The organism is Bordetella tumulicola (assembly GCF_054779135.1).
Genome location: NZ_BAAGYU010000008.1, coordinates 209,003 through 231,904, shown reverse-complemented (window position 1 = coordinate 231,904; position 22,902 = coordinate 209,003). Strand labels below are relative to the sequence as shown.

Genomic DNA, 22,902 nt, shown 5'->3' with positions numbered 1-22,902 from the left:
GAGTTACTCATGCAAAATCGCGAAGATATTTTTGCCGCGCTACGCGATGCGCTGGTTGAGTTGTTCGAACTGGAACCCGAGCGCGTCACGCCCACCGCCAATCTCTATACGGATCTGGAAATCGACAGCATTGATGCGATTGATCTGATTGACCATATCAAACGTCAGACCGGCCATAAACTGGCGGCGGACGACTTCCGCACGGTTCGTACGGTGCAGGACGTGGTGGATGCCGTTTGGCAAAAGATGAGCGCCCCCACATGAAAACGGCGTTGGGACTGGTGCTCGCGCTGTTGGGCGTCGCCTATCCCTTCGTCGTGCACGCGAGCCTGGGGCGTTGGCCCACTGGCTGGCTACTGGGGGTCATCGGTACGCTGTGGTTTGCGCGCGCCATGCTGCGTCCGGCAAACGCACAGCCTGGCGGGCGCTGGCTACCCACGTTGGCATTGGTCGGCTGCATTACGCTGGCCCTGATTAACACCGAATCCGCGCTGCGTGTTTACCCTGTGATGATCAACGCGCTGCTGCTGGCAGCCTTTGGTGCGAGCCTGCTGCGCGGTCGCCCCGTGATCGAACGGCTCGCTCGTCTGCGCCACCCCGATCTTTCCCCCGAAGGGGTGCTCTATACCCGCCGAGTGACGCAGGTTTGGTGCGTTTTTTTCTTGGTTAACGGCCTGGTTGCCGCGGCGCTCGGGCTATGGGGCTCGTGGCAAGCCTGGACTTGGTACAACGGGGCCATTAGCTACGCGCTGATGGGTGTGCTGTTCATGGGCGAATGGTTGCTGCGTCCGCGCGTGATAGAGGGTGCGAAAGCAACCTGACGATGAACGCTCCCTTTTGGATCGACCCTACCGAATTACTGCTGCCGCGCGACGAAGATCGGCCGCTGGCCGCCACGCCTGACCTGAGCCGCGCCGGGTTTCGTGAACGCGCGCTGTGTCTGGCGGGTGCGCTGCAGGAACGCGGTGTCCGCAATGTCGCACTCTGGTTTGAGGATGCCATCGAACTTGCGATCGCTCTGGTGGGCTGCTGGCGCGCGGGTGTCATGGCTCACTTGCCCGGCGACGTGCTGCCATCGGCGTGTGCGCGTGTCGATACAAATGTCGATTTTTGGCTATCCGACGCCGACGTCCCGCTACCGTCAGCGCGCGTTTTCTCCTCCGCCGAACTCATGGGCACCGCGCTGCCGGCCCGTGTGCTGGATGCGGAAGTCGCTGGACTGGTGTTGTACACCTCGGGCTCTAGCGGCGTGCCAAAACCCATCGCCAAGCGGTGGCGGCAACTGGCCGACGAAGTGTGCGCCCTGGAACGGCACTGGCCCACGCGCGAGACCTTGTGTGTGCTGGGCAGCGTCGGCCCGCATCATATGTTTGGCCTGCCATTTCGCGTGCTCTGGCCGCTGTGTGCCGGGCATCTGATCGATCGTCCACAACGCCACTATCCCGAAGAGCTGATGCAGGCGAGTCTGACGCATCCGCGCTTTCTCTGGATCGCCAGCCCCGCACTGCTGCGTCGCGTACAGCAGCGCATCGATTGGCCTGTGCTGCGTGGGCGTCTCATGGCGATCTACACGGCCGGCGGCCCGCTCCCGCCTGAGGTATCCGATCAAATTGCGGCGGCCTGCGATTGCCGGCCGATCGAGATTTACGGCAGTTCCGAGACCGGTGCGGCCGCAACGCGTCAAGGCGATGTCGATTGGCGTCTGTTGCAGGACGTGCGGGCCGGCCTGAATGAGCACGGCGCGTTGTGGATAGCCTCGCCGTGGACGGCGGGACGAGAACAAACGGCCGATGCCGCCACCCTGACGGGGAACGGATTGCAATTGCACGGCCGTCTGGATCGCATTATTAAGCTCGAAGAAAAGCGCATCAGCCTGCTCGAAATCGAGCAGGTCCTGCTGTCGCACCCTCACGTGGCGGATGTCCGCATGGGCCTGGCGCCGGGACGACCGAGACTCAGCGCACTGATTGTGCTCACGACAGCGGGCCTGCACACGCTGCGCAATGGCGGGCGACGCCTGCTGCTTGACGGCCTGCGTCGCCATCTGCATGGTCGCGTCCCGCCGTTGGCGGTGCCGCGCTCCTGGCGCCTACTGCCCCAGTTACCCTGGAATGCCCAGGGCAAGTTGACCCAGGCGCAATTCATCGAATTGGCCGGTCCGCGACCCCGTCATCCGAATTTTGAGGCGCCCTCGTCCCTTGAAGACGGCACGCTACAGGCCGAATTCGACGTGCCACTCGATCTGCCGGTGTTTCCGGGACACTTCCCCTGCTCACCCGTAGTGCCCGGCGTACTGCAGATCGAATGGGCGATGGATCAAGCCCGCGTACATGTGCGTCCCGATTTGCGGGCCAGCAACATCGAAAATCTGAAATTCCAGCGTTTGATGCGCCCGGGAGATCGGGCCATGCTCTCGCTGCGCTGGGACGACACGCGACACAAGCTTACTTTTTCCTATCATATGTCGGGTAAGCCCTGCTCATCCGGCCGTATCGTGTGCACCTCTTCCGATGAATCCCGATCCGTTTAAGCCCTGCGCGGTGATCCCTGTCTACAATCACGCCGCCAAGGTCGGCACCGTGGTGGTGGCGCTGCGTACACTGAACTTGCCTTGCATGCTGGTCGATGATGGTTCAGACGCGGATTGCGCGGCGGTGCTGGACGCGCTGGCCGGACCCGGCATCACGCTGATGCGCCGTGCGGTCAATGGCGGCAAAGGTATTGCCGTACAAGAGGGCCTACGCGCGGCCGCCGCAGCGGGCTACACCCATGCGCTACAGATTGACGCCGACGGCCAACATGATCTGCACGATGTACAACGCCTGCTCGACAAGGCCCGAGCGGAGCCACGGGCGCTCGTGTGTGGCCAGCCCGTGTTCGGCGATGAGGCGCCTCGCACGCGGCTATACGGCCGCCGACTCACGCGCGTCTGGGTCTGGGTCAACACCCTGTCGCGCGACATCCCTGATGCCATGTGCGGATTCCGTGTATACCCCCTGGCGCAAACGCTTCCCGCGCTACCCGGTTCCGGAGACCACATGGACTTCGACATCGGCGTGGTAGTCCATCTGCACTGGGCCAATGTACCGATGCACTGGATACCAACGCGCGTGAGTTATCCCGCAGATGGCGTCTCGCATTTTCGCGGGCTGGCCGACAACGTGCTGATCAGCCGCATGCATGCGCGACTTTTCTTTGGCATGTTGCGACGGTCGCCGCGTCTGCTATGGCGTCGTGTGAGGCCGGCATCATGACGCGGCCTGCCCCCGATTCCGCCCACTGGGCCGATCAGCCCGAACGCGGCAATCCGCTGCTGCTGCGAATCACCGCGGCGGCGGCACGCCACCTGGGGCGCCGGGCCGTCGCGCCGGTGATGTGGTTAGTGGTGCTGTATTTCTACCTGACCGGCCGCCGCGCGCGCCGCAGCATCGCAAGCTACCAGCGCCGCCTGGTCGCCACCCATCCCGATGTGGTGCTGCCACGTTACGCGCCGGTCTACCGCCAGTATCTGGCGTTTTCCAGCGCATTGCTTGACAAACTCGACGTCTGGCAGGACAAGATCCATCTCTCGGATGTCGACCTGGTCGACCCCGACAATCTGCACCCGCAAATGCGCAAAGGTAGCGGCCAATTGCTGGTCGGGTCGCATCTGGGCAATATCGAGATCTGCCGCGCGCTAGCTGAACGCGAACAAAGACTGACGCTCAATGTGCTGGTGCACAACAAACATGCGGAGGCGTTCAACCGTCTGATGGGCGAGTCGGAGGCCGTGCACCTGCGCCTCATTCAGGTGAGTGAACTGGATGCGGTACGCATGATGGAACTGGCTCAGGCGCTGACCCGCGGCGAATGGATTGCCATTACCGGCGATCGTATCCCCTTGTCAGGCGAGCGCACGGCGGAGGTCGATTTTCTCGGGGCGCGAGCACGCCTGCCACAAGGACCCTGGCTGCTTGCCGGCCTGCTGGGATGTCCAGTCAATGTCCTCGATTGCACGCGTCACAACGGTCGCTATCGCATCGCCATCTCACGTCTGACCGATCGAGTGCAATGGACCCGCGCAACCCGTGAACAAGAGGTTGCACGCTGGGCCCAGGCTTACGCCGACCATCTATCGCGTAGCTGCGCCGGTGCCCCACTGCAATGGTTCAACTTTTATCCCTTCTGGAGCGACGATGCGTAGCCGCGGCGTTCATAGTGTGCAAATCGACATCGAGGTCCCGTTCTACGACGTCGACATGATGCAGGTAGTTTGGCACGGTCACTACGTTAAATACCTGGAGCAGGCGCGTTGCGCGCTGCTGGCCGATCTGAACTACGACTATTCCGTCATGCGGGCCTCGGGCTATGTCTGGCCTGTGATCGACCTGCAACTCCGCTATGTACAGCCGGCGACGTTTGGCCAGCACTTGCAGGTGCGTGCCGAATTGGTCGAGTGGGAAAGCCGCCTGAAGATCCATTACCTCATCTCCGATGCCGCCTCCGGACAACGCATCACGCGCGCCAGTTCGATACAAGTCGCCGTCGATGTTGCCACACGTGAGATGCAGTTGATGTCGCCCGAGCCAATGTGCACGGCCATCGAAACCCGCTTGACCCAACTCGGAGCTGCCCGATGATCTTCCTGCGCCAGATGTTGCGACTGCCTGTCCTGACCTTGTGTGCGTTGTTGCTGCCCGCCGCAGGCTGGGCCTTCGACCTCGCCCAATTGCGTGAGCAATTAACCGCGGCGCCTGTGGTGCGCGGCAAATTCGTACAGGAAAAGCACCTGCGTTCGCTTGCCGAGCCACTGGTCTCGCGCGGCGAGTTCGTGCTGGCCACAGGTAAAGGCGTGCTATGGCACCTGCGCAGCCCGCTGGAGCAGAACTTGCGCATCACTTTGCAAGGGGTAGCACGCAAGCTACCCGACGATACCTGGCAGCCTGCGCCCGGCAGCAGCAATCGCGAAACTCAACTATTTCTCGCCCTGCTGAGCGGTGACGCGGAAGGTCTCGCCGAAAACTTCAACCTTCGGTTGGAAGGAACACCCACCGACTGGCGCGTGCTGATGACGCCCAGTTCGCTACTGCTACGCCAGGTTTTCACGGACATCGAGATCCGCGGCGGCACACTGGTGCAGCGCATCGAACTGCGCGAAACCCAGGGCGACCGTACGGTGTTGCGCATGGAGGACGCCCGGACAGCCTCTTCGTTGAGCGATGATGCACAGCGCGACCTCACCGACTGAACGGCACCTGCGTCGCGCGGCTTGGGTCGCGCTCGTGCTTTTGCTAGCTCTGCTGGGCTGGCAGTGCCGTCACGGCTGGCCCGTTACCTCAGATCTGATGGTACTGGTACCGCACACCACCACGGATCCGCTGCGCGCGCAGGCTCAGGCTCAGGCGCGCGTTGATGCGCCGCTTACGCGCCAGATGGTGGTATTGGTCGGTCATGCCGACCGCAAACAGGCCGTGTCGCTAGCTGAATCCGTTGCGAGCCGGCTACGAGATAGCCAGCGTTTTGACAGCGTGCGTTTGCACATTGACGTCGCGTTGCCGGAGCTACGTCAAAGCCTGCTCGCCATGCGTCTTGCCATGCTGCCGAGCGACGACCGGCACCTGCTCATCAATGATCCGGCAGCCTACGCCGGTCGCCGCGCGACCCAAATACTCGATCCCTTCGGCAGCGCTGGTGTCGTCCCTCTGAACGACGACTTTTTGGGTCTGACCTCGCGCGTCGAACGTGCGATGCGACCCACGGGCACTGTGCAACTGGACCTACCTACCACCACGCTGCAAGCCAACGCCGAGGGTCGTACCTGGGTACTCATGTTGGGGCAGATCCGCGGTAGAGCGTTTGATGGCGAAACCAGCCGTGCGATCGCAACGATAGTGCGGCAAGCGGATGCCGCTGTCACCCAAGGCGGCGGCGCCCTGCTGGCAACGGGTGGCGTCCTCTACGCCGCGGCCGGTAGCGAACAGGCGGCCGATGAAAGCGGTCGTATCGGCATCGTGTCGCTGATCGGCACCGTCCTGGTCCTGCTGCTGGCCCTGCGCCGCGCCAGCGTACTACTGGCGTTTTTTCCAGTGGCGGTCGGCTTTGTGGCCGGCTTGGCCGCCAGCATTGCGCTGTTCGGTGAAGTCCATGTGCTCACGCTGGTGATCGGCATGAGCCTGCTCGGCATCGCCATTGATTTCCCCATGCATTGGCTCGGTAAAAGCTACGGCATGCCCGATTGGCAGTCGCATACCGCGATGCGGCGCGTATTGCCCGGCCTGACCATCAGTCTGGCCGCCACACTGACCGGCTATGTGGCGCTGGCCTTTACCCCCTTTCCCGCCCTGACCCAGACTGCCGTGTTTTCCACGGCTGGTCTGGCTGCGTCGTACGCCACGACGGTACTGCTGCTTCCGTCGCTACTGCCGCGACTACGCCCCCGTCCCTCGGCACTTTTAGCTCGTGCGGCCGAACGCTTGCTGGATGGCATCGCGAGCGCCCGCCGGGCACCGCGTACTTTGCGTCATTTCATGTTATGGCTGATGATCGGCCTGAGCGTCGCCGGCATTCTTCGCCTGGACATGCGCGACGATATGCGTCAATGGTTGAGCGCGCCGGCGACCCTGCTCGAGCAGGCACAAGAAATCGCCGCCATCACCGGTGTCATGCCCACTAGCCAATTCTTTCTCGTGCGAGCGCCCGATACGGATACCTTGCTCCAGCGTCAGGCCGCATTAACGGCACGACTCGACTCCCTCGTGACAGAGGGAAAATTAAAGGGCTACGACGCGCTTAGCCAAGTCGCGGTACCGCGCGCGGCACAGCAGCAATTGCAAGCTCAATTACATGCCCAGGCCGACAACCCAGCCGCATGGCGCGCACTCACCGAGCTGGGCCTGCCTGAAAGCGCCATTCAAGCTGAGCTGAAGACGCTGACATCCCTGCCCCTGCTCAGCCTCGATCAGGTACTGGCCTCACCGCTCGCAGAACGCTGGCGTACGCTGTGGCTCGGCCCCATCGATGGCGAGGTGGCGGGTCTGGTCACCCTGCAGGGCCTGAGTTCCGCCGAGGTGCTCGTACACGTGGCCGAGGGACAAGCAGGCGTGTCGCTGATCGACCGTGCGGGCGAACTCAATGCTCTGTTTTCCGCCACACGATTGAAAGCCGCCGAGCTCAAGATCGGTTCTTATGTGGTGGCCGGTCTGCTGATAGCCCTCCTGCTGGGTCGCGCGGCGATGTTGCGCATCCTGACAGTACCGATCATCGCCACCGTCGCGACGCTAGCCATACTCGGCTTTACCGGCCAGCCAATCACCCTGTTCTCGTTGTTTGGGCTGCTGCTGACCTCGGCACTGGCCGTCGACTACGCGATCTTCATGTATGAAGGCGTGGGCGGCGCCCCCGCCTGCGTGATCGGTATATCCCTGGGCGCATTGACGACACTGTTTTCATTCGGGATGCTCGCGGCCAGCGCCACGCCCGCCATCGCCAGCTTTGGACTGACCGTGACGATCGGCGTGCTGTGCTCGGTCTTTTGCGCGGCCTGGATCCGTAGCCCGTTCCTGTCTCACCCACCTCACTCCCAACCGTAATCCTCACAGAGATTCCCATGCAAAATCGTCAAATCGTCGTGATTGGAGCAGGCCCCTCGGGCTCGGTCGCAGCCGCGCTGCTCAAGCGTCGGGGCCATGATGTGCTGATCCTGGAGCGACAGCGTTTTCCGCGCTTTTCGATTGGCGAGAGCCTGCTGGCTCACTGTCTGGAATTCATCGAAGAAGCCGGAATGATGGACGCGGTCCGCGCCGCAGGCTTCCAGACCAAGAACGGTGCGGCTTTTGCTTGCGGCAACGCTTACACGACCTTTGATTTTCGTGACAAATTCTCGCCTGGCCCTGGCACCACGTTCCAGGTATTGCGCGCGCAGTTCGATAAAGTCCTGGCCGACGATGCCGAGCGCCAGGGCGTGGAAATTCGCTACGAACAAACGGTCACGGCCGCTGACTTCAGCGGCGCGCGCCCTGTGCTGGATGTCAGTAGTGCCGACGGCTCCTCCTATCAGGTGACTTGCGATTTTGTGCTCGACGCCAGCGGGTATGGCCGCGTGCTGGCTCGCCTGTGCGATCTGGAACAACCTTCCTCCGCGCCCCCGCGCAAGGCGATTTTCACCCACATCGAAGACCGTATCGATAGTGAACAGTTTGATCGCAACAAGATCCTGATCACTGTCCATCCGAAAATCCGCGACATCTGGTACTGGCTCATTCCCTTCTCGAACGGTCGCAGCTCAATCGGGGTCGTCGGCGACGTTAATCTCTTTGGCTCGTCCGACGAACCGCTCATGGACACACTGCGCAGTACCTGCGATGCCGCGCCCAATCTGCAGCGCTTGCTAGGCAACGCACAATGGGACACTCCAGCCAATCTCATCAGCGGCTACTCCGCCAGCGTGCGGTCTTTGCACGGCCCGGGTTTCGCCCTGCTGGGCAATGCCGCCGAGTTCCTCGATCCGGTGTTCTCATCGGGCGTCACCATCGCGTTACGCTCCTCAAAACTGGCCGCCGACGCCCTGCATCGCCAATTGAGCGGTGAGACCGTCGACTGGCAACGGGATTTTGCCGACCCGCTGATGGTGGGTGTGGAGACCTTTCGCACCTATGTGCAAGGCTGGTACGAAGGCGCGTTCCAGGATGTCGTGTTCTACGAGCAACCCCAACCCGCAATTCGCGCCATGATCAGTTCCATCCTGGCAGGCTATGCTTGGGATCAAGCCAACCCGTATGTCGCCGAATCCCGGCGGCGCCTTGCCACCCTGGCCGAGATATGCCAGGGTGCCACTGAGCGCGCCGCAGCAACGGCACTTTGATCCGCAATGAATCTTCGCTCCGCCCCCCTTTCTCGCCTGTGCAACCTCATGGCAATGGGTACATTGGTCAGCGTGCTGGTAGCTGGCTGCGCCAGCAGCCTGCCCGTGCCGCGCGAACCCATCGCGTTGACGACGCCACGCATGCTCCACGTCACAGAGCAGCGCCCCGGCGAGGCCGTCAACGATGCCATGCTGGTCGTGCAATCCGAAGGAAGCGGCACGCGCTGGTCCCTGTTCGATCCGCTTGGCGCGCCTCGTGCCCGCCAGATACTCGAGGATGGCCAATGGCGCACCGATGGCTTCCTGCCCCCGAACGCGAAAGCGCGATCACTATTCGCGGCTCTGATCTTTGCCTGGACGCCCCAGGCGGAACTGGCCTCCCGCTACGGCGCGTCCAACGTCACGCTAGCGGATCACACGCGCATCCTCAACGCGCAGGGCAAGCCCCTCGTCAGCGTCACACCAATGCCCGGCGACACACTACGCATCGAGCTCAACGATGGCACTCGCTGGCAAGTGATGCCGCTGAAGGAAAAGCCATGAACGAAACCCATTGGCTGGACGCGCCAGGAATCGTCTGTGCGCTCGGCGCCGATACCGCGACGGTACGCGCGCGCCTGCTGGCGGCTGACTGCCGTGGTCTGCGTCAAGAAGAGGGCTGGGTGAAAAATCGCAGCATCACGCTCGCTGCCGTAGACGCCGCGCTACCCGAGATTCCGCCTCACTTGCCAGCGCATTTGCATAGCCGCAACAATCGTCTCTTACTCGCTGCAGCGCAACAAATCGAACCCCAACTACGCGCCGCATTGGACCGCTACGGCGCCGCGCGCGTCGGCATCGTCCTGGGCACCAGTACCTCCGGCATTAACGACAATGCACCCGCGTTTACCACCTTGGCGACGACGGGTAGCTGGCCCGCGGGTCATGACTATCGGCGCCAGGCCCTGAATGCACCGGCAGAGTTTCTCGCCGAATGGCTCGGCACGGCCGGTCCCGCCTATACCCTGTCGACGGCCTGCACCTCGAGTGCACGCGCGCTGCTATCGGCGCGCCGCCTGCTGCAACTGAATGCCTGCGATGCCGTCATCTGCGGCGGCGCCGACTCGCTATGCCGTCTTACCATCAATGGGTTTGCCGCCCTCGAAGCGATTTCCGACACGCGCTGCCTGCCGTTTTCTGCCAATCGCGCCGGCATCAATATTGGTGAGGCTGCCGCATTGTTTTTGATGCATCGCGAGCCTACCGGAGACGTCGCCCTGCTGGGCGGCGGCGGCAGCTCCGACGCCTGGCACATGTCGGCGCCCGAGCCCACCGGCGCTGGCGCCCGGCAAGCAATGCAGGCCGCCCTGGCCGATGCGAACCTGGAGGCCAACGAGATTGGTTGGGTTAATCTCCACGGAACCGGTACCGCGCTCAATGACGCGATGGAAAGTCACGCCATGCAAAGCTTATTCCCCTCCGGCGTCCCCTGCGCCTCGACCAAGGGCATGACGGGCCACACCTTGGGTGCAGCGGGCGTGCTTGAGGCCGCGATCACCTGGCTCACCCTCGATCGCGCCAGTCGTGGGCAACCGTTGCCTCTCCATGCGTGGGACGGCGTACCCGATCCGCAGTTGCCAACACTCGATTTCTGCAATGGAACACAGCGCTACGGCGAGCGCCAGCGACGCATCGCGATGAGCAATTCCTTTGCCTTTGGGGGCAACAACACCAGCCTGATTCTCGCAGCGGCATCATGACAATCTGGCCTATCGCCGAACTCGTCCCGCACGCCGGCGACGCGATTCTGCTGGACGAAGTGCTGACTTTCGACGCAGACACCCTGCGCGCGCGTGCCACCGTGCGCGCCAGCGGCCCCTTTCACTTGCCGGACAACACGCTGGCCAACTGGATGGGATTGGAATTCATGGCCCAAGCCGTGGCCGCATGGGCGGGATGTCACGCACGCGCCGCCAATCAACCGGTAGAACTGGGGTTTTTACTCGGTACGCGCCACTATGAATGCCACCTTTGCGCTTTCACCGCCGGCATGGAATTGATCGTGGACGTAAAACGTAGCCTGCAGGATGATTCGGGCATGGGGGTGTTCGAGTGCAAGCTGTCCTCACTCGATCGCCTATTGGCCTGTGCTCGGCTTAATGTTTACCGGCCGCCGGATCCCAGTGCTTTTATGCAAGAACAAGAACCGCGCTGACGCTCGCATTACATGAAAACAAACGTATGAATTCTTCTTTTATTCTCGTCACGGGCTCCAGCCGGGGCATCGGACGCGCTATTGCAATCGCACTGGCTCAGGCCGGCCACAATCTCGTCATCCACTGCCGCGACAGGCGCGAGCAAGCTGAAGCCACGGCCGCATCGGTCCGTGCGCTCAGTCGTGACGCGCGCGTGCTGCAATTCGACGTCAGCGACCGAGCCGCCGCCCGCGCTGCCCTAGAGGCCGACATTGAGGCGCATGGCGCCTATTACGGCGTTGTGCTCAACGCCGGCCTCACCCGTGACAATGCCTTCCCGGCCCTGAGCGATGATGACTGGGACAGCGTCCTGCGCACGAATCTGGATGGGTTCTACAACGTGCTGCACCCTGTCATCATGCCCATGATTCGACGCCGTGCCAGCGGCCGCATCGTTTGCATGGCATCGGTCTCCGGGCTGATCGGCAACCGCGGTCAGGTCAACTACAGCGCCTCCAAGGCCGGCCTGATCGGCGCGGCCAAGGCCCTCGCCGTCGAACTCGCCAAACGGCAAATCACCGTCAATTGCGTCGCACCGGGCCTGATCGATACGGATATGCTCGATGAACACGTCCCAGTCGAAGAAATCCTCAAGGCCGTGCCTGCCCAACGCATGGGCACTCCCGAAGAAGTCGCCGCCGCGGTAGTATTTTTCATGTCACAGCCTGCTGGCTACATCACACGCCAGGTTTTGGCGGTCAACGGAGGGTTGTGCTGATGGAACGCGTCGTCGTCACCGGTATGGGCGGCCTATGCGCCCTGGGTGATCAATGGGACCAAATCGAGGCGGCGTTCGATACCGGACGCAATGCGGTGCAGTACATGCCCGACTGGAATCGCTACACGGACATGAACACGCGTCTGGCCGCGCCGCTGCCAGCCTTCACCACACCCTCGCACTGGACCCGCAAGCAACTGCGCAGCATGGGCAGGGTGTCGCAACTATCGGTGTACGCGGCCGAGCGCGCGCTGGCGGATGCCGGCCTGCTCGGCGATCCCTGCATCAGCGACGGCCGCATGGGGGTCGCTTGTGGGTCGTCGACGGGCAGCACAGCCGATGTCCAGGCCTTTGGCAGGATGCTGATCGATGGCACGACCGACAACTTGAATGCGAATTCATATGTGCGCATGATGCCGCACACCACCGCTGCCAATATCGGCATTTTCTTTGGCCTAAAGGGGCGTGTGATCCCGACCTCCAGTGCCTGCACCTCAGGCAGTCAAGGCATCGGCTATGCGTTCGAGGCTGTCCGCTATGGTCGCCAGGCGCTGATGCTGGCGGGCGGCGCCGAGGAGCTTTGCCCGAGCGAAGCCATCGTGTTCGATGCGCTCTACGCGACCAGCCAGAGAAACGAGACTCCCGAACTCACGCCGCGCCCGTATGACCGGGCCCGCGACGGCCTAGTGATCGGCGAAGGGGCCGGTATCCTGGTACTGGAGTCGCTCTCGCACGCCCAGGCGCGCGGTGCACGTATACATGCCGAACTCGTCGGATTTGGCAGCAACTCCGATGGCACGCACATCACGCGTCCCGAAGCCACCACCATGCGCATCGCGATGGCCCAGGCATTGGCCGATGCGGGCGTACCGCCCGAGGCCATCGGTTATGTCAATGGACATGGCACCGCGACCGAGCACGGCGATATCGCCGAAACCAATGCGACACATGACTTGTTTGGTCCGCGAATGATGATCAGCTCGCACAAAAGCTACCTGGGCCATACCCTGGGGGCCTGCGGTGCACTCGAATCCTGGTTCAGTATCGAGATGCTCAAAAAAGGCCGCTATACACCCACTCTCAACCTTACCGAGGTCGACCCACAGTGCGGGGAATTGGACTACATCACCGGCACGGCCCGCCAGGCCGACCTCGAGTACGTGATGAACAACAATTTCGCCTTTGGTGGTATCAATACGTCTTTGATTTTTCGGCGTTGGCCTTAACCACCCCGCACGCTGTTTATCCAAATACAAGGAAGAAACCATGTCTCTGATCCGCGCTCGTCTTGCCCAAGCCAGCGTTTGCCTGACTTTCGCCCTGGCAGCTACCGGCGCCTATGCCGCCGACGACATTGTCCACCTGCCGCTCAAGCAGGCCATCGACGCCGCGACAACCGCCGGCAAACTCGATGGTAGCGTCAAGTTCTACCTCGCTGGCACGGGCCCCACAGGCAAGCTGATACAGGCCGACGTCATCACCAACAAGAAGAGCAACGCCTTTGGCAAGGAAAATGACGAAATCTGCATCTGGACGGCCCAATCGGCCCTGATTCAACTCCAGGAAGCAGCCAAGAACGCCGGCGCAAACGCGGTCACCAACATCGTCAGCTACTTCCGCAAAAACGAATACACCGACAAGACCAACTTCGAATGCCACGTCGGCGCCATCATGTCCGGCGTCGCACTCAAGGGTAATTTAGTCCGAATTGGCAACTGAATTCGTCGGCCGCACGACCGACGATACCGCTGATGTCGCCGTGGGCAGGAAACGCACGCCCGTGCGTTTCACCAGCTCGTCATAGCTGATCGGTGCGCCCGCCCGCGTGCTGGCGCTATTGGCCTGCCAATAGGCCCACGAACGTCCTGTCGCCGGGTCATAGACCAGTTTGTACAAATGGGTGGGCACCGCGACCCCGGTGCCAATCGATCTCGGGCTCTCGGAGTAAACCGGCCCCGTGAAAATATAAACGTCGCCCGCCGCGCGCATGATGTACTTCCGGGTGTCTTGCTCAATGCGGCTCCAGGGCCCTGCATTGTGCGTCTGGTCTTGAGGCACCATATTGGCCAGCGAGAAGCTCTGTGCCATGGTTTCCGCGTTATACATATCCGCGGCGGGCGCCATGTGCCCACGCGAATAACCAGAGCCCCGGTAATCATCCAGATCCGCGCGCTCGGCTTTGGGCAAGCGCGCCTCTTCGTAAAAATTGTCCGTCCGCGTTAATCCCTGAGCTTGCGTCAAGAGCCCCCGATTCAGGCGCTCAGCGACAAAAACAGGTGTTTTGGTCTGGCCGTTATGCAACACAGCGAACCCCGAAAAACACAGCTCGCGTAGCCCTTGTGTTGCGGGAACAATGGGTGGACGCTGGTCGGGAAAAATCTGTGGGCACGCGGAAAATTGCGTTTGAACGGACGGACCACTCAACGGGACGGACGGCGCCGTGGCCCCAGCGTCCTCCTCTAGCCCTTGCCACCCCAGACGAGCCAGGACCTCCTGTGCTGACGCGGGCAACTCCCATTCAAAGGGCAATTCCCAGTCAAAGGGTAGTGTCCATTGAGACGGCAATTGCCACTGCGCGGGCAATTGCCATTGCGTCGGAGGCTGCCATGTCAATGACGGCCGCCATTGAGGATTAAGAAGATAAGACCCAAGCCCGAAACCGGTAATCGCGCAGACGACAAACGCCCGCAAAAATCGACCGGATCGATGGGTTTTACTGGATTTAACGCTGGCTTTTGAACGTTTCTTTGTGGAGGCTGATTTTTTCGAGCGCGTCATACTACCAATAAGCTGCAGGCCGGCACATCGTCACAACGTGCACCGCGACGCATTGTAGATGACATCATCGGGAAAAAACCCAACCCGAAGATCCATCCGGCATCTGCCTACATGCCGAACGGAATCATGTGCAAGAGACAAAGCGCCGGGATCTACGCCGCCACTCTCAAGTGCCGTTTGCCGCGACGTCCAGAAACCGGGCTCGAGTTGGGACTCAGCAAACTACTGGGGACATCGGCCAGCAGCCCCTCTTCACCCCGTTGGCTGATCTGGCCGGGGAGAATCCAGCTTTTCCCATCGCTACATTCTGTGTCACGCAACTGCATCGCGAGACGCATGGCGTCGTGTTCGGCACGTTCGCGCCCAGGACGGGAAATTTCGCAAAACCGGGCAAAACTGAATGTGCGGAGCCCTTCGCGACCGATTACGTCGACGCAGCCCCGGTACTCACCAATACCCATTTCATGTACCCATGGGCGAATGGAGTAGCTCACTTTGGAGGTAAACGCAGCAAGAGTGTCCATAGCCTGATCTCCTTGATGACGTCCTACCCCTCCAGAGTAGAACAAAATCAGAAGTCTGCTCGGTTCGTTTGCATTCTTTGAAAACCATTACGATAACGTTACATACGCCTATAAATTCCTACTTTTTTGCCCTGCAGGCGATCAAGGCTTAGTGGAACGTACTCGACGCCGAGAGTGGCCGCTTTGTTCGGGACGGTTATTTTGTTGGAAATCTCCGGTTTTTTTAGCGGAATCGACTCGTGGTGTGCCGGGCGATCGTTGCGCGGGAGCGACACGCGGCGCACCCGGGTGTGACTCGTGCCCGTCCTCAGGCAGCGCAATACCAGAGGAAAACAGGTCCCAGCAGGCGATGAATAGCGCAGCGATCAGCGGTCCGATGACAAAGCCATTGAGCCCGAACAACCCCATGCCGCCCAAGGTGGAAATGAGTACTACATAATCGGGCAGCTTGGTGTCTTTACCCACCAACAACGGGCGCAACACGTTATCCACCATGCCAATCACGAGCACCCCGTACAACACCAGGGCCACCCCTTCCCACATATGCCCACTGACCAGGAAGTACACCGCGACGGGCGCCCAGATCAGACCCGCTCCGATGGCGGGCAGCAATGACAGGAACGCCATGACCACGCCCCACAACACCGGCCCTTGAATGCCCAATGCGTAGAAAATCACGCCGCCCAGCACCCCTTGGGCCGCCGCCACGGCGATGTTGCCCTTCACAGTCGCACGGATGACCGTGGTGAACTTGCGAAGCAAATGCATCTTGTGCGTGTCACTGAGTGGAATCGCCTGACGCAGTCGCGCCGACAAGATCGATCCGTCGCGCAGCAAAAAATACAACAGATACAGCATCACGCCAAAACTCACCAGGAACTCAAAGGTGTTCTGACCGATATTGATGGCCTGGGTCGCGAGATACTGGCTGGCTTGCAACGCACCCGCAGTCAGTTTTTCCTGAATACTGGTGAAGTCACCCACCCCAAAACGCGACAGCATGCTGTGCACACTGGATGGCAACGCGTCGAGAATTTGCTGGAAATACGCACCGAAGTTCAAATTTCCCGATTTCATGCGCTGATACAGATTCGCCCCCTCTTGTATCAGCGAGGCGGTGATGAATGCCACGGGTACGATCACCACAAACAAGACCAGCAGCAATGAGATCAGGGCGGCAAGATTACGACGTGCGCCCAATTTGCTGGCGATGCGCCGATGAACCGGCGCAAAAATAATAGCCAGAATCGACCCCCAGAATATCGCGCCATACAGCGGCCACAAGAGCCATAAAAAGGCAATCGACACGGCCGCCAAAAGCAATAAGAAAAAGCGGTAATACAGGCTAGACCCGTTCATAGTTTGATTCCGTGGGCGGCCCCAGCCGCGTGTGGCGAATTGTACAAACTCAGTGGTTATAAAGACTGCAATGTTTGCAAGCGGCTTGACGCTTGCTCGATGGCGTCGGCATGACTATTTAACGCGTCGAGCAATTGATTCAGTTCGTGCTGGACGGAAGGATCCTGCACAACGGCGGAATCGGCCTCGATAGTCATCTGATTGGCATGCTGGGCGACGAAATCCGACGCTCGCAACCCATCATCCAGCGCGGCTAATGCGGTGGCGGTCAACCCACCGAGGATCTCAGCGGGCTGCGTGACGGCCTTGTCATAGGCCTGTGCGTAGACGGACTGCAAATCGGCAGGCTGCTTCCATTCGGCGCGCTGGGTCTGGGCTTGGGCCTGTGCCTCGCGCAGTGCCTCTCGCGCCTTGAGCAGGGCCTGCCGATCAGTCCGCAACACCTCTAGACGGCCCTGCAGTTGCGCCACGGACGACAACGTCGCGTGATCGAACGCGTGCACGAGATGCTGTCTCAACGCCGCCGCCGCGTTATTGGATTCCATCAACACCGCGTACTGCTTGGCGTAGTCTCCCCAGGCGTCGCGCTGGGCCTCGTCAGGCGCCGGTACGCGCAAGTCTGGCGAAGCAATCACCTGGGTCTGCAACCCCGTGATGAACGCGGCGCGTTCTTCTGGCTCTTTATTGACACAGCCGACTGCCGCCAGACTCAACCACACCATCCCGATGAAATAAACCGCAATGCGCATAGATTTCCTGTTTACCCCCCCAGCGCGGCGCGATTTATCGCGCTGCCTGCTGGCATAGACTACCCTACAATGGCGAAATGAATGCTTCCAATTCTTCCCATTCAGCCGCCGGCGAATCGCCACCCTGGGGCTATGACCATCCCGATTGCCGGGGTGCGGCCGCGTTCCTGTTTTTCACATCAGACCTGGCGCGCGTCGTTAATCAACAATTGGCCGGCCTGCCACTCGACGCCGCCGCGTTGGCCCGCGCGCAGCAAGCCGTCGATGCACTGATACAAAAGTACATTGAGGTTCAGGCTGCGCCGGCCGCCTTTAATGGCCAACGCATCATACTGAAACTCGATGCGGAGCAACCGGGCGATGTTCCGCAAGTCGCGCTGGAAATGTCACCCGAACTCGAAGACCAAATCATCGAAGCCCAGCGCCTGGCACAGCAACAAGCGGCCTTGCGTCAATAAAGGCTTGCTAAAACAATAATTTACGGATAAAATCGAAAGATTGGCAGTATAAGTAGTAGTTGTACATACGGATCTAACCATACGTATCTAACACGAAGATGTGTATTAGGATTTGGGTGCAACGTGAGTGCATGTACTACGTGCACAAGCAGTACGCGGTAAAACAAGTCGCAGTTGATATTTTTTGATGGCAGGCATGGCACAACCATGCAAATAACCAGCCTGCTGTCTTGCAGTATTTCTTTGGCTCATTGAGCATCCGTTCAAACGGAGCAATAACAATACCGCCCCTGGTGGCGAGAGCCTCGGCAAATGCCGTTTTCATTACCTGTACCGCCATACAGCCCTCGCGCAGTTTTTCTGTGGCGTTCTATGCCTGCAGGCGTCTCTCGCATATCACCGAGACGCGCCCTATGAGCGTACGCCGCATTTGCGCGAGATTATTGACACGCCCTGTCCGGCTCGCGCATTTGCGCGCCCCGTACACGGACTGTCATCGCATTTCCATAACGAAAACCTAGAATAAGGATCATCATGAGCCAACTTATCAACCACCCCATCACGCCGGCCGAATTGTTACCCCGTCAGACTCACAGCAACCTGGATCATATGCAGATTCATGTGGGCGACATCGTGCACCTGCGGCCCGCCAACGGTCCGGAAATTCGCGCGACCGTGATCTACAACGCGCCCATCAACGGTACCGTGACGTATACCACTGACGTGGTATGCCCTCGCGGCCGTACCGGCCAACCCGGCATGCGTATCCGGTTCCGTCACGAACACGTGCATCGCATCGAACCGCTGCGCCAACACGCAGCATAATCTGTTGCATCCGGGTCGTGTGCTGCATCGCGCGGCAACGTCTCGCCTCCCGCAGCACACCCGCACTGCAACGCGCGGCCATGATAAAGTGAATTTCCCCTTTTTACTGCCATCATGCCCATGCTGCACATGCGATCTTCTGTCCGTATCTGGGACCTGCCTACCCGCCTATTCCATTGGGCCCTGGCCGTCTGTGTCATCGGCGCGTATGTCAGCGTCAAGCTCGGCGGGCTATACATGGACTGGCACGTCCGTTTCGGCCTCGCCACGCTGGGGCTGATTATCTTTCGCCTGGCCTGGGGATTTATCGGTCCCCGCTATGCCCGATTCGCGTCTTTTGTCCGCGGTCCTGGCACAATAAAACGCTATTTCCAGGGGGCGATGACCTCGGCTGGCCACAATCCGTTGGGCGCACTCTCTGTCATTGCCATGCTGGCCCTGCTGGGGTTTCAGGCGGTCAGCGGCTTGTTCACCAGCGATGACATCATGACGCAGGGCCCGCTTTACTCACGGGTAGACGAAAGCGTCGCCTCGTGGTTTTCCACGTGGCATCACCGAAACGAATGGATCATCGTAGGCGTGGTTGCCCTGCATCTGCTGGCGATCGTCTGGTATGTCGTCGTCCGACGCCAGCGTATGGTACGGCCCATGATTACGGGCGATGTACGACCTCAAGACCTGCCCGACGGCACGCCGCCGGCGCATGATGGCCCAATGATCTGGCTACGTGCCGCTTTGATTGCCGCCGCCGCGACAGCATTGGTCTTGTGGATCCGCTCACTGGAGATCGTGGCGGATTTTTCATTCTCGTAAAAATCGCTCCCAACGACCAACAACTGCGGCCTGCGAACGGTTAATCCGCAGGCCGCAAGCTGGCATTGCGATACCGAAAATTATTTCTTTTTGCGGAAGCTGTCGTGACAGGACTTGCAGCTGGCGCCCACATCACCAAACGCAGCACGGACCTTTTGCAGATCGCCCGAGTCGGCAGCGACCTGCAACTTGGCCATGTTTTCTTTCAGCGCATCACGTTTTTGCGCAAAACCCGCGGCGTCGCTCCAGACCTCGGGAAGAGCCTCTCCCCCTTCCGTGCCTGGGCCAAAACCCGCCCAGGGTAGTTCGGCCAGGGTATTGAGCAGTTGCACGTTCGCCTTGATTTGCTCGGCATCGTACGGTGCCTGGCCTTTTACGACGGGCTGCATACGGCCGAAATGCGAGGCCATCAGCGTCAAGGCGGCTTGGCGATATTTGATCGCATCAGCGGGCTTGGCAAATTGCGCTTCGGCGGGCGCAGCCCACAGCGATGCAACGGTCATACAGGCCGCAGCGGCCAGCAAAGGGAACTGCTTCATAGATGGTCTCCGATCGGTGTGACGGCGTGCCGGCCTACCCGGCACTGCCGACTATACCTCCCGAGCGAGACTAGCCGCCAGTCCTATGTAGCTACGCGGCGTCATCGCCAGCAGACGGGCCTTGGGCTCGTCGGGCAAGGCCAGGCCGTTGACGAACTCGCGCAATGCCGTTTCGGTAATCCCCTTGCCACGGGTCAGGGCCTTGAGTTGCTCGTACGGCTGCGGCAAACCATAACGACGCATGACGGTTTGCACGGGCTCGGCGAGGACTTCCCAGCAGGCATCGATATCGGCGTCAATCGCGGCGGTGTTGACCTCGAGCTTGCCCAGGCCACGCATGCACGAATCCCAGGCCACCAGGCAGTACCCCAGGCCGACCCCCAGGTTACGCAGGACGGTCGAATCGGTCAGGTCACGCTGCCAGCGCGAGACCGGCAGCTTTTCGGACAAGTGACGCAGCACGGCGTTGGCCAGGCCGAGGTTGCCTTCGGAGTTCTCGAAATCGATGGGGTTGACCTTGTGCGGCATGGTGGACGAACCCACCTCGCCTTCTTTGAGGCGCTGCTTGAAATAACCCAGTGCCACATAACCCCAGATATCGCGATCCAGATCCAGAATGATGACGTTGGCCCGCGCCACCGCGTCGAACAGGGCCGCCATCCAGTCATGCGGTTCGATCTGAATGGTGTGACGGTTTTGTGTCAGGCCCAGGCCGCCCAGCACGCGGGCGCTGAATGCCGGCCAGTCGATTTCCGGATAAGCGGACAAGTGGGCGTTGTAGTTGCCCGTCGCGCCGTTGAGCTTGGCCAGCGGCTCGACGGCCTCGATCGCGGCAATGGCGCGCTGCAGGCGCGCGGCCACGTTGGCAAACTCTTTGCCCAGCGTCGTGGGGCTGGCGGGCTGGCCATGCGTACGCGACAAGAGCGGCTGATCCGCGTACACGCGTGCCATGTCCGCCAAAGTATCGGCGATCTGTCGCAAGCGCGGCACCACGACCTCGCTGCGCGCGCGCGTCAGCATCAGGGCGTGAGACGTGTTGTTGATGTCCTCGGACGTGCAGGCAAAGTGAATGAACTCGGCCGCGTTCGCGAGCTCGGCATCGTCGGCGACCTTTTCTTTCAGCCAGTATTCCACGGCCTTGACGTCGTGATTGGTCGTGCGCTCGATGTCCTTGATACGGGCGGCGTCAGCCTCGGAAAAGTCGCGGACCAACTCGGACAGACGTGTGCGTGCGCCGGCAGAGAAGCTCGATAGTTCGGGCAGACCCGCATCGGACAAGGCCACGAGCCAGGCAACCTCGACTTCGACGCGGTGCGCCATGAAGCCGGCTTCGGACAACAGGCCCCGCAGTGCATCACCGCGAGCCGCGTAACGGCCATCGAGCGGAGAAAGGGCATTGAGGTGACTGATCTGGTCGGCAATCTGCATGGCGTGAAAGGGAAAAAATGTGGAGGCAACCCGCGATTTTATCACCCGGGTCTCTGTAACAATTCAGACCCTCGTTGCACGGTAAAATCGATGGCTGTTTCCCTGGTAGCCAGGCTTGCTATATTTCTCTCGTAGCCAGGCCTGCTATACTCCGCCCGCCTTTCGACTTTGCCTGTGGCCCCCATGAAACTGATCGGTTCACTCACTAGCCCCTACGTCCGCAAAGTGCGCGTCGTCATGGCCGAGAAAAAGCTGGACTACCAGCTCGAAATCGAAAATGTGTGGTCGCCTGACACGCAAATTCAAAGCTATAACCCGCTGGGCAAAGTGCCTTGCCTGGTCATGGAAGACGGCGGCGCGCTGTTTGATTCGCGCGTCATCGTCGAATACCTGGACACGCTGTCCCCTGTCGCACGTTTGATTCCGCAATCGGGGCGTGACCGTGCGGCCGTGAAATGCTGGGAAGCCATCGCCGACGGCATGCTGGATGCCGCTATCCTGATCGTCCGCGAAAATCTACGCCCCGAGACGGAGCGCAGCACGAGCTGGATTGAACGCCAGTACGGCAAGATCGATGCCTCGCTGCACGCCATGGAAGAAAGCCTCGGCGAGCAGGCCTATTGCATGGGTGTCAATTACAGCCTGGCCGACATCGCGGTGGGCTGCGCCACGAGCTATCTGGATCTGCGGTTTGCCCATCTGAACTGGCGCGCCGACCATCCTAATCTGGCGCGCCACGAAGAAAAGCTGTCGCAACGCCAATCGTTTATCGACAGCGTGCCGCCTCCTCCGGCGGCATAAACGCATCAGCCACTAAACGCCTGGACGGCCTTGAACAACATATAGGCCGCCAGCGCAAACAGCAGGCAAGCAAACACGCGCTTTAACGTCGCCACTGGCAAGCGGTGCGCCATGCGCGCACCTGCCGGCGCCGTCAGCACACTCGTGGCCACCAGCGCCAGCAAAGCCGGCCAATACAGGTACCCAAACATGTGCGGCTGCGTGATGTCTGATTTGAGGCCCGAAATGATATAGCCCACGCTGTTTGCCAGGGCGATGGGGAAACCCAGCGCGGCCGATGTGGATACCGCCGCATGCAGGGCCACGTTGCACCAGACCATAAAGGGCACGGACAAAAAACCGCCTCCGGCGCCGACTAGGCCCGACAGAAAGCCAATCCCTGCGCCGGCCGCCGTCGTACCCACCACACCCGGCATCTGGCGTGACGGCTTGGGCTTGGTATTGCGCAACATGCTCCAGGCCGAATAGCCCACGAACAAGGCAAAGAACAACGACAGCCACGCGGTGTTCAGCGCCGCAAATACCGCCCCGCCGGACAACAATCCGCCCACGATAATGCCCGGCGCCATGGCAAATACGATGGGCCACTGAATCGTGCCCTTGCGTTGATGAGCCCGCACGCTGGACACCGAGGTAAACAGGATTGACGTCATCGACGTGGCAATCGCGGCGTGGACGATCAAGTCCTGTGGCATCCCCTGCCAGGTAAATAGCATCGTCAGGAAAGGCACCAACAGCATGCCACCGCCGATACCCAATAAGCCTGCCGCGAACCCGACGACGGCCCCCAGCGCCAGCAAACACACCAACATCATGACATCCACTTCGACTTCCTCC

General features: G+C 60.8%; 26 protein-coding genes. 19 read left to right on the top strand and 7 right to left on the bottom strand.

What is annotated here, in order from left to right:
- Positions 1-9: 9 nt before the first annotated feature.
- The 15 genes from ACYVDM_RS16325 to ACYVDM_RS16255 are packed head-to-tail and all read left to right on the top strand — an operon-like array spanning position 10 to position 13,510.
- Positions 10-264: an acyl carrier protein gene (locus ACYVDM_RS16325; RefSeq protein WP_415786887.1), complete on the top strand. Its 255-nt coding sequence runs from the start codon at positions 10-12 to the stop codon at positions 262-264.
- Positions 261-821, top strand: a complete 561-nt coding sequence (locus tag ACYVDM_RS16320; protein ID WP_415786890.1) for a COG4648 family protein — start codon at positions 261-263, stop codon at positions 819-821. Before ACYVDM_RS16325 ends, ACYVDM_RS16320 begins: the two co-directional genes overlap by 4 nt.
- Positions 822-823: 2 nt before the next feature.
- A complete protein-coding gene (locus ACYVDM_RS16315) occupies positions 824-2,530 on the top strand; it encodes an AMP-binding protein (protein ID WP_415786893.1) in 1,707 nt (568 codons plus the stop codon).
- Positions 2,511-3,254, top strand: coding sequence for a glycosyltransferase family 2 protein (locus tag ACYVDM_RS16310; protein ID WP_415786895.1), 744 nt, complete (start codon positions 2,511-2,513; stop codon positions 3,252-3,254). The genes ACYVDM_RS16315 and ACYVDM_RS16310 overlap by 20 nt, the downstream gene beginning before the upstream one ends.
- Entirely contained in the window at positions 3,251-4,183 is a 933-nt protein-coding gene (locus ACYVDM_RS16305; RefSeq protein ID WP_415786897.1) for an LpxL/LpxP family acyltransferase, read from the top strand. Before ACYVDM_RS16310 ends, ACYVDM_RS16305 begins: the two co-directional genes overlap by 4 nt.
- Positions 4,176-4,619, top strand: coding sequence for an acyl-CoA thioesterase (locus ACYVDM_RS16300; protein ID WP_415786899.1), 444 nt, complete (start codon positions 4,176-4,178; stop codon positions 4,617-4,619). The genes ACYVDM_RS16305 and ACYVDM_RS16300 overlap by 8 nt, the downstream gene beginning before the upstream one ends.
- Positions 4,616-5,227, top strand: coding sequence for a LolA family protein (locus ACYVDM_RS16295; protein ID WP_415786901.1), 612 nt, complete (start codon positions 4,616-4,618; stop codon positions 5,225-5,227). Before ACYVDM_RS16300 ends, ACYVDM_RS16295 begins: the two co-directional genes overlap by 4 nt.
- Positions 5,228-5,261: 34 nt before the next feature.
- Positions 5,262-7,568, top strand: a complete 2,307-nt coding sequence (locus tag ACYVDM_RS16290) for an MMPL family transporter (protein WP_415786903.1) — start codon at positions 5,262-5,264, stop codon at positions 7,566-7,568.
- 17 nt (positions 7,569-7,585) lie between these two features.
- A complete protein-coding gene (locus ACYVDM_RS16285) occupies positions 7,586-8,839 on the top strand; it encodes an NAD(P)/FAD-dependent oxidoreductase (protein WP_415786905.1) in 1,254 nt (417 codons plus the stop codon).
- Between the two features lie 6 nt (positions 8,840-8,845).
- Positions 8,846-9,382, top strand: a complete 537-nt coding sequence (locus tag ACYVDM_RS16280) for a hypothetical protein (protein WP_415786907.1) — start codon at positions 8,846-8,848, stop codon at positions 9,380-9,382.
- On the top strand, positions 9,379-10,578 hold the full coding sequence (locus ACYVDM_RS16275; protein ID WP_415786909.1) for a beta-ketoacyl-[acyl-carrier-protein] synthase family protein: 1,200 nt from the start codon (positions 9,379-9,381) through the stop codon (positions 10,576-10,578). Before ACYVDM_RS16280 ends, ACYVDM_RS16275 begins: the two co-directional genes overlap by 4 nt.
- On the top strand, positions 10,575-11,033 hold the full coding sequence (locus ACYVDM_RS16270) for an ApeP family dehydratase (RefSeq protein WP_415786911.1): 459 nt from the start codon (positions 10,575-10,577) through the stop codon (positions 11,031-11,033). Before ACYVDM_RS16275 ends, ACYVDM_RS16270 begins: the two co-directional genes overlap by 4 nt.
- A 26-nt stretch (positions 11,034-11,059) precedes the next feature.
- Positions 11,060-11,791 carry a 3-oxoacyl-ACP reductase FabG gene (gene fabG, locus ACYVDM_RS16265; RefSeq protein WP_415786913.1) on the top strand — a complete coding sequence of 244 codons (732 nt, stop codon included), beginning with the start codon at positions 11,060-11,062 and terminating at the stop codon, positions 11,789-11,791.
- A complete protein-coding gene (locus ACYVDM_RS16260; RefSeq protein ID WP_415786915.1) occupies positions 11,791-13,017 on the top strand; it encodes a beta-ketoacyl-ACP synthase in 1,227 nt (408 codons plus the stop codon). The genes fabG and ACYVDM_RS16260 overlap by 1 nt, the downstream gene beginning before the upstream one ends.
- A gap of 40 nt (positions 13,018-13,057) precedes the next feature.
- Positions 13,058-13,510: an excinuclease gene (locus ACYVDM_RS16255; RefSeq protein WP_415786917.1), complete on the top strand. Its 453-nt coding sequence runs from the start codon at positions 13,058-13,060 to the stop codon at positions 13,508-13,510.
- Here the strand turns inward: ACYVDM_RS16255 and ACYVDM_RS16250 are convergent.
- The 4 genes from ACYVDM_RS16250 to ACYVDM_RS16235 form a co-directional block, all read right to left on the bottom strand.
- On the bottom strand, positions 13,490-14,569 hold the full coding sequence (locus ACYVDM_RS16250) for a DNA/RNA non-specific endonuclease (RefSeq protein ID WP_415786919.1): 1,080 nt from the start codon (positions 14,567-14,569) through the stop codon (positions 13,490-13,492). The genes ACYVDM_RS16255 and ACYVDM_RS16250 overlap by 21 nt on opposite strands.
- A 152-nt stretch (positions 14,570-14,721) precedes the next feature.
- Positions 14,722-15,093, bottom strand: coding sequence for a hypothetical protein (locus tag ACYVDM_RS16245; RefSeq protein WP_415786921.1), 372 nt, complete (start codon positions 15,091-15,093; stop codon positions 14,722-14,724).
- A 141-nt stretch (positions 15,094-15,234) separates the two neighbouring features.
- A complete protein-coding gene (locus ACYVDM_RS16240) occupies positions 15,235-16,452 on the bottom strand; it encodes an AI-2E family transporter (RefSeq protein WP_415786923.1) in 1,218 nt (405 codons plus the stop codon).
- A 56-nt stretch (positions 16,453-16,508) separates the two neighbouring features.
- Positions 16,509-17,201 carry a DUF3053 family protein gene (locus ACYVDM_RS16235; protein ID WP_415786925.1) on the bottom strand — a complete coding sequence of 231 codons (693 nt, stop codon included), beginning with the start codon at positions 17,199-17,201 and terminating at the stop codon, positions 16,509-16,511.
- 77 nt (positions 17,202-17,278) lie between these two features.
- Between ACYVDM_RS16235 and ACYVDM_RS16230 the strand changes: the two genes are divergently transcribed.
- From ACYVDM_RS16230 to ACYVDM_RS16220, 3 genes are all read left to right on the top strand, one after another.
- Positions 17,279-17,659: a hypothetical protein gene (locus tag ACYVDM_RS16230; protein ID WP_415786926.1), complete on the top strand. Its 381-nt coding sequence runs from the start codon at positions 17,279-17,281 to the stop codon at positions 17,657-17,659.
- Between the two features lie 534 nt (positions 17,660-18,193).
- The gene (locus ACYVDM_RS16225; protein WP_415786928.1) at positions 18,194-18,484 is read left to right on the top strand and encodes a hypothetical protein; all 291 of its coding nucleotides are present in this window, start codon (positions 18,194-18,196) and stop codon (positions 18,482-18,484) included.
- A 120-nt stretch (positions 18,485-18,604) separates the two neighbouring features.
- Positions 18,605-19,297: a cytochrome b/b6 domain-containing protein gene (locus tag ACYVDM_RS16220; protein ID WP_415786930.1), complete on the top strand. Its 693-nt coding sequence runs from the start codon at positions 18,605-18,607 to the stop codon at positions 19,295-19,297.
- 80 nt (positions 19,298-19,377) lie between these two features.
- Here the strand turns inward: ACYVDM_RS16220 and ACYVDM_RS16215 are convergent, their stop codons facing one another.
- The gene (locus ACYVDM_RS16215; protein ID WP_415786932.1) at positions 19,378-19,836 is read right to left on the bottom strand and encodes a c-type cytochrome; all 459 of its coding nucleotides are present in this window, start codon (positions 19,834-19,836) and stop codon (positions 19,378-19,380) included.
- Between the two features lie 51 nt (positions 19,837-19,887).
- Positions 19,888-21,264, bottom strand: a complete 1,377-nt coding sequence (purB, locus tag ACYVDM_RS16210) for an adenylosuccinate lyase (protein WP_415787091.1) — start codon at positions 21,262-21,264, stop codon at positions 19,888-19,890.
- Positions 21,265-21,447: 183 nt separating this feature from the next.
- Here purB and ACYVDM_RS16205 point away from each other — a divergent pair, with 183 nt between their 5' ends.
- Complete coding sequence (locus tag ACYVDM_RS16205; protein ID WP_415786934.1) at positions 21,448-22,065, top strand: glutathione S-transferase N-terminal domain-containing protein; 618 nt, start codon at positions 21,448-21,450, stop codon at positions 22,063-22,065.
- Positions 22,066-22,070: 5 nt separating this feature from the next.
- On the opposite strand, the gene ACYVDM_RS16200 is transcribed toward ACYVDM_RS16205, so the two are convergent.
- Entirely contained in the window at positions 22,071-22,889 is an 819-nt protein-coding gene (locus ACYVDM_RS16200; RefSeq protein WP_415786935.1) for a sulfite exporter TauE/SafE family protein, read from the bottom strand.
- Between the last annotated feature and the right edge of the window lie 13 nt (positions 22,890-22,902).

Coding starts and splice junctions, on each gene's coding strand:
- ACYVDM_RS16280 (WP_415786907.1), top strand. CDS start 8,846: ATGAATCTTCGCTCCGCCCCCCTTTCTCGCCTGTGCAACCTCATGGCA.
- ACYVDM_RS16230 (WP_415786926.1), top strand. CDS start 17,279: ATGAATGCTTCCAATTCTTCCCATTCAGCCGCCGGCGAATCGCCACCC.
- ACYVDM_RS16320 (WP_415786890.1), top strand. CDS start 261: ATGAAAACGGCGTTGGGACTGGTGCTCGCGCTGTTGGGCGTCGCCTAT.
- fabG (WP_415786913.1), top strand. CDS start 11,060: ATGAATTCTTCTTTTATTCTCGTCACGGGCTCCAGCCGGGGCATCGGA.
- ACYVDM_RS16250 (WP_415786919.1), bottom strand. CDS start 14,569: ATGACGCGCTCGAAAAAATCAGCCTCCACAAAGAAACGTTCAAAAGCC.
- ACYVDM_RS16310 (WP_415786895.1), top strand. CDS start 2,511: ATGAATCCCGATCCGTTTAAGCCCTGCGCGGTGATCCCTGTCTACAAT.
- ACYVDM_RS16270 (WP_415786911.1), top strand. CDS start 10,575: ATGACAATCTGGCCTATCGCCGAACTCGTCCCGCACGCCGGCGACGCG.
- ACYVDM_RS16225 (WP_415786928.1), top strand. CDS start 18,194: ATGAGCCAACTTATCAACCACCCCATCACGCCGGCCGAATTGTTACCC.
- ACYVDM_RS16240 (WP_415786923.1), bottom strand. CDS start 16,452: ATGAACGGGTCTAGCCTGTATTACCGCTTTTTCTTATTGCTTTTGGCG.
- ACYVDM_RS16315 (WP_415786893.1), top strand. CDS start 824: ATGAACGCTCCCTTTTGGATCGACCCTACCGAATTACTGCTGCCGCGC.
- ACYVDM_RS16305 (WP_415786897.1), top strand. CDS start 3,251: ATGACGCGGCCTGCCCCCGATTCCGCCCACTGGGCCGATCAGCCCGAA.
- ACYVDM_RS16215 (WP_415786932.1), bottom strand. CDS start 19,836: ATGAAGCAGTTCCCTTTGCTGGCCGCTGCGGCCTGTATGACCGTTGCA.
- ACYVDM_RS16300 (WP_415786899.1), top strand. CDS start 4,176: ATGCGTAGCCGCGGCGTTCATAGTGTGCAAATCGACATCGAGGTCCCG.
- ACYVDM_RS16205 (WP_415786934.1), top strand. CDS start 21,448: ATGAAACTGATCGGTTCACTCACTAGCCCCTACGTCCGCAAAGTGCGC.
- ACYVDM_RS16255 (WP_415786917.1), top strand. CDS start 13,058: ATGTCTCTGATCCGCGCTCGTCTTGCCCAAGCCAGCGTTTGCCTGACT.
- ACYVDM_RS16275 (WP_415786909.1), top strand. CDS start 9,379: ATGAACGAAACCCATTGGCTGGACGCGCCAGGAATCGTCTGTGCGCTC.
- ACYVDM_RS16295 (WP_415786901.1), top strand. CDS start 4,616: ATGATCTTCCTGCGCCAGATGTTGCGACTGCCTGTCCTGACCTTGTGT.
- ACYVDM_RS16285 (WP_415786905.1), top strand. CDS start 7,586: ATGCAAAATCGTCAAATCGTCGTGATTGGAGCAGGCCCCTCGGGCTCG.
- ACYVDM_RS16325 (WP_415786887.1), top strand. CDS start 10: ATGCAAAATCGCGAAGATATTTTTGCCGCGCTACGCGATGCGCTGGTT.
- ACYVDM_RS16235 (WP_415786925.1), bottom strand. CDS start 17,201: ATGCGCATTGCGGTTTATTTCATCGGGATGGTGTGGTTGAGTCTGGCG.
- ACYVDM_RS16245 (WP_415786921.1), bottom strand. CDS start 15,093: ATGGACACTCTTGCTGCGTTTACCTCCAAAGTGAGCTACTCCATTCGC.
- ACYVDM_RS16260 (WP_415786915.1), top strand. CDS start 11,791: ATGGAACGCGTCGTCGTCACCGGTATGGGCGGCCTATGCGCCCTGGGT.
- purB (WP_415787091.1), bottom strand. CDS start 21,264: ATGCAGATTGCCGACCAGATCAGTCACCTCAATGCCCTTTCTCCGCTC.
- ACYVDM_RS16220 (WP_415786930.1), top strand. CDS start 18,605: ATGCTGCACATGCGATCTTCTGTCCGTATCTGGGACCTGCCTACCCGC.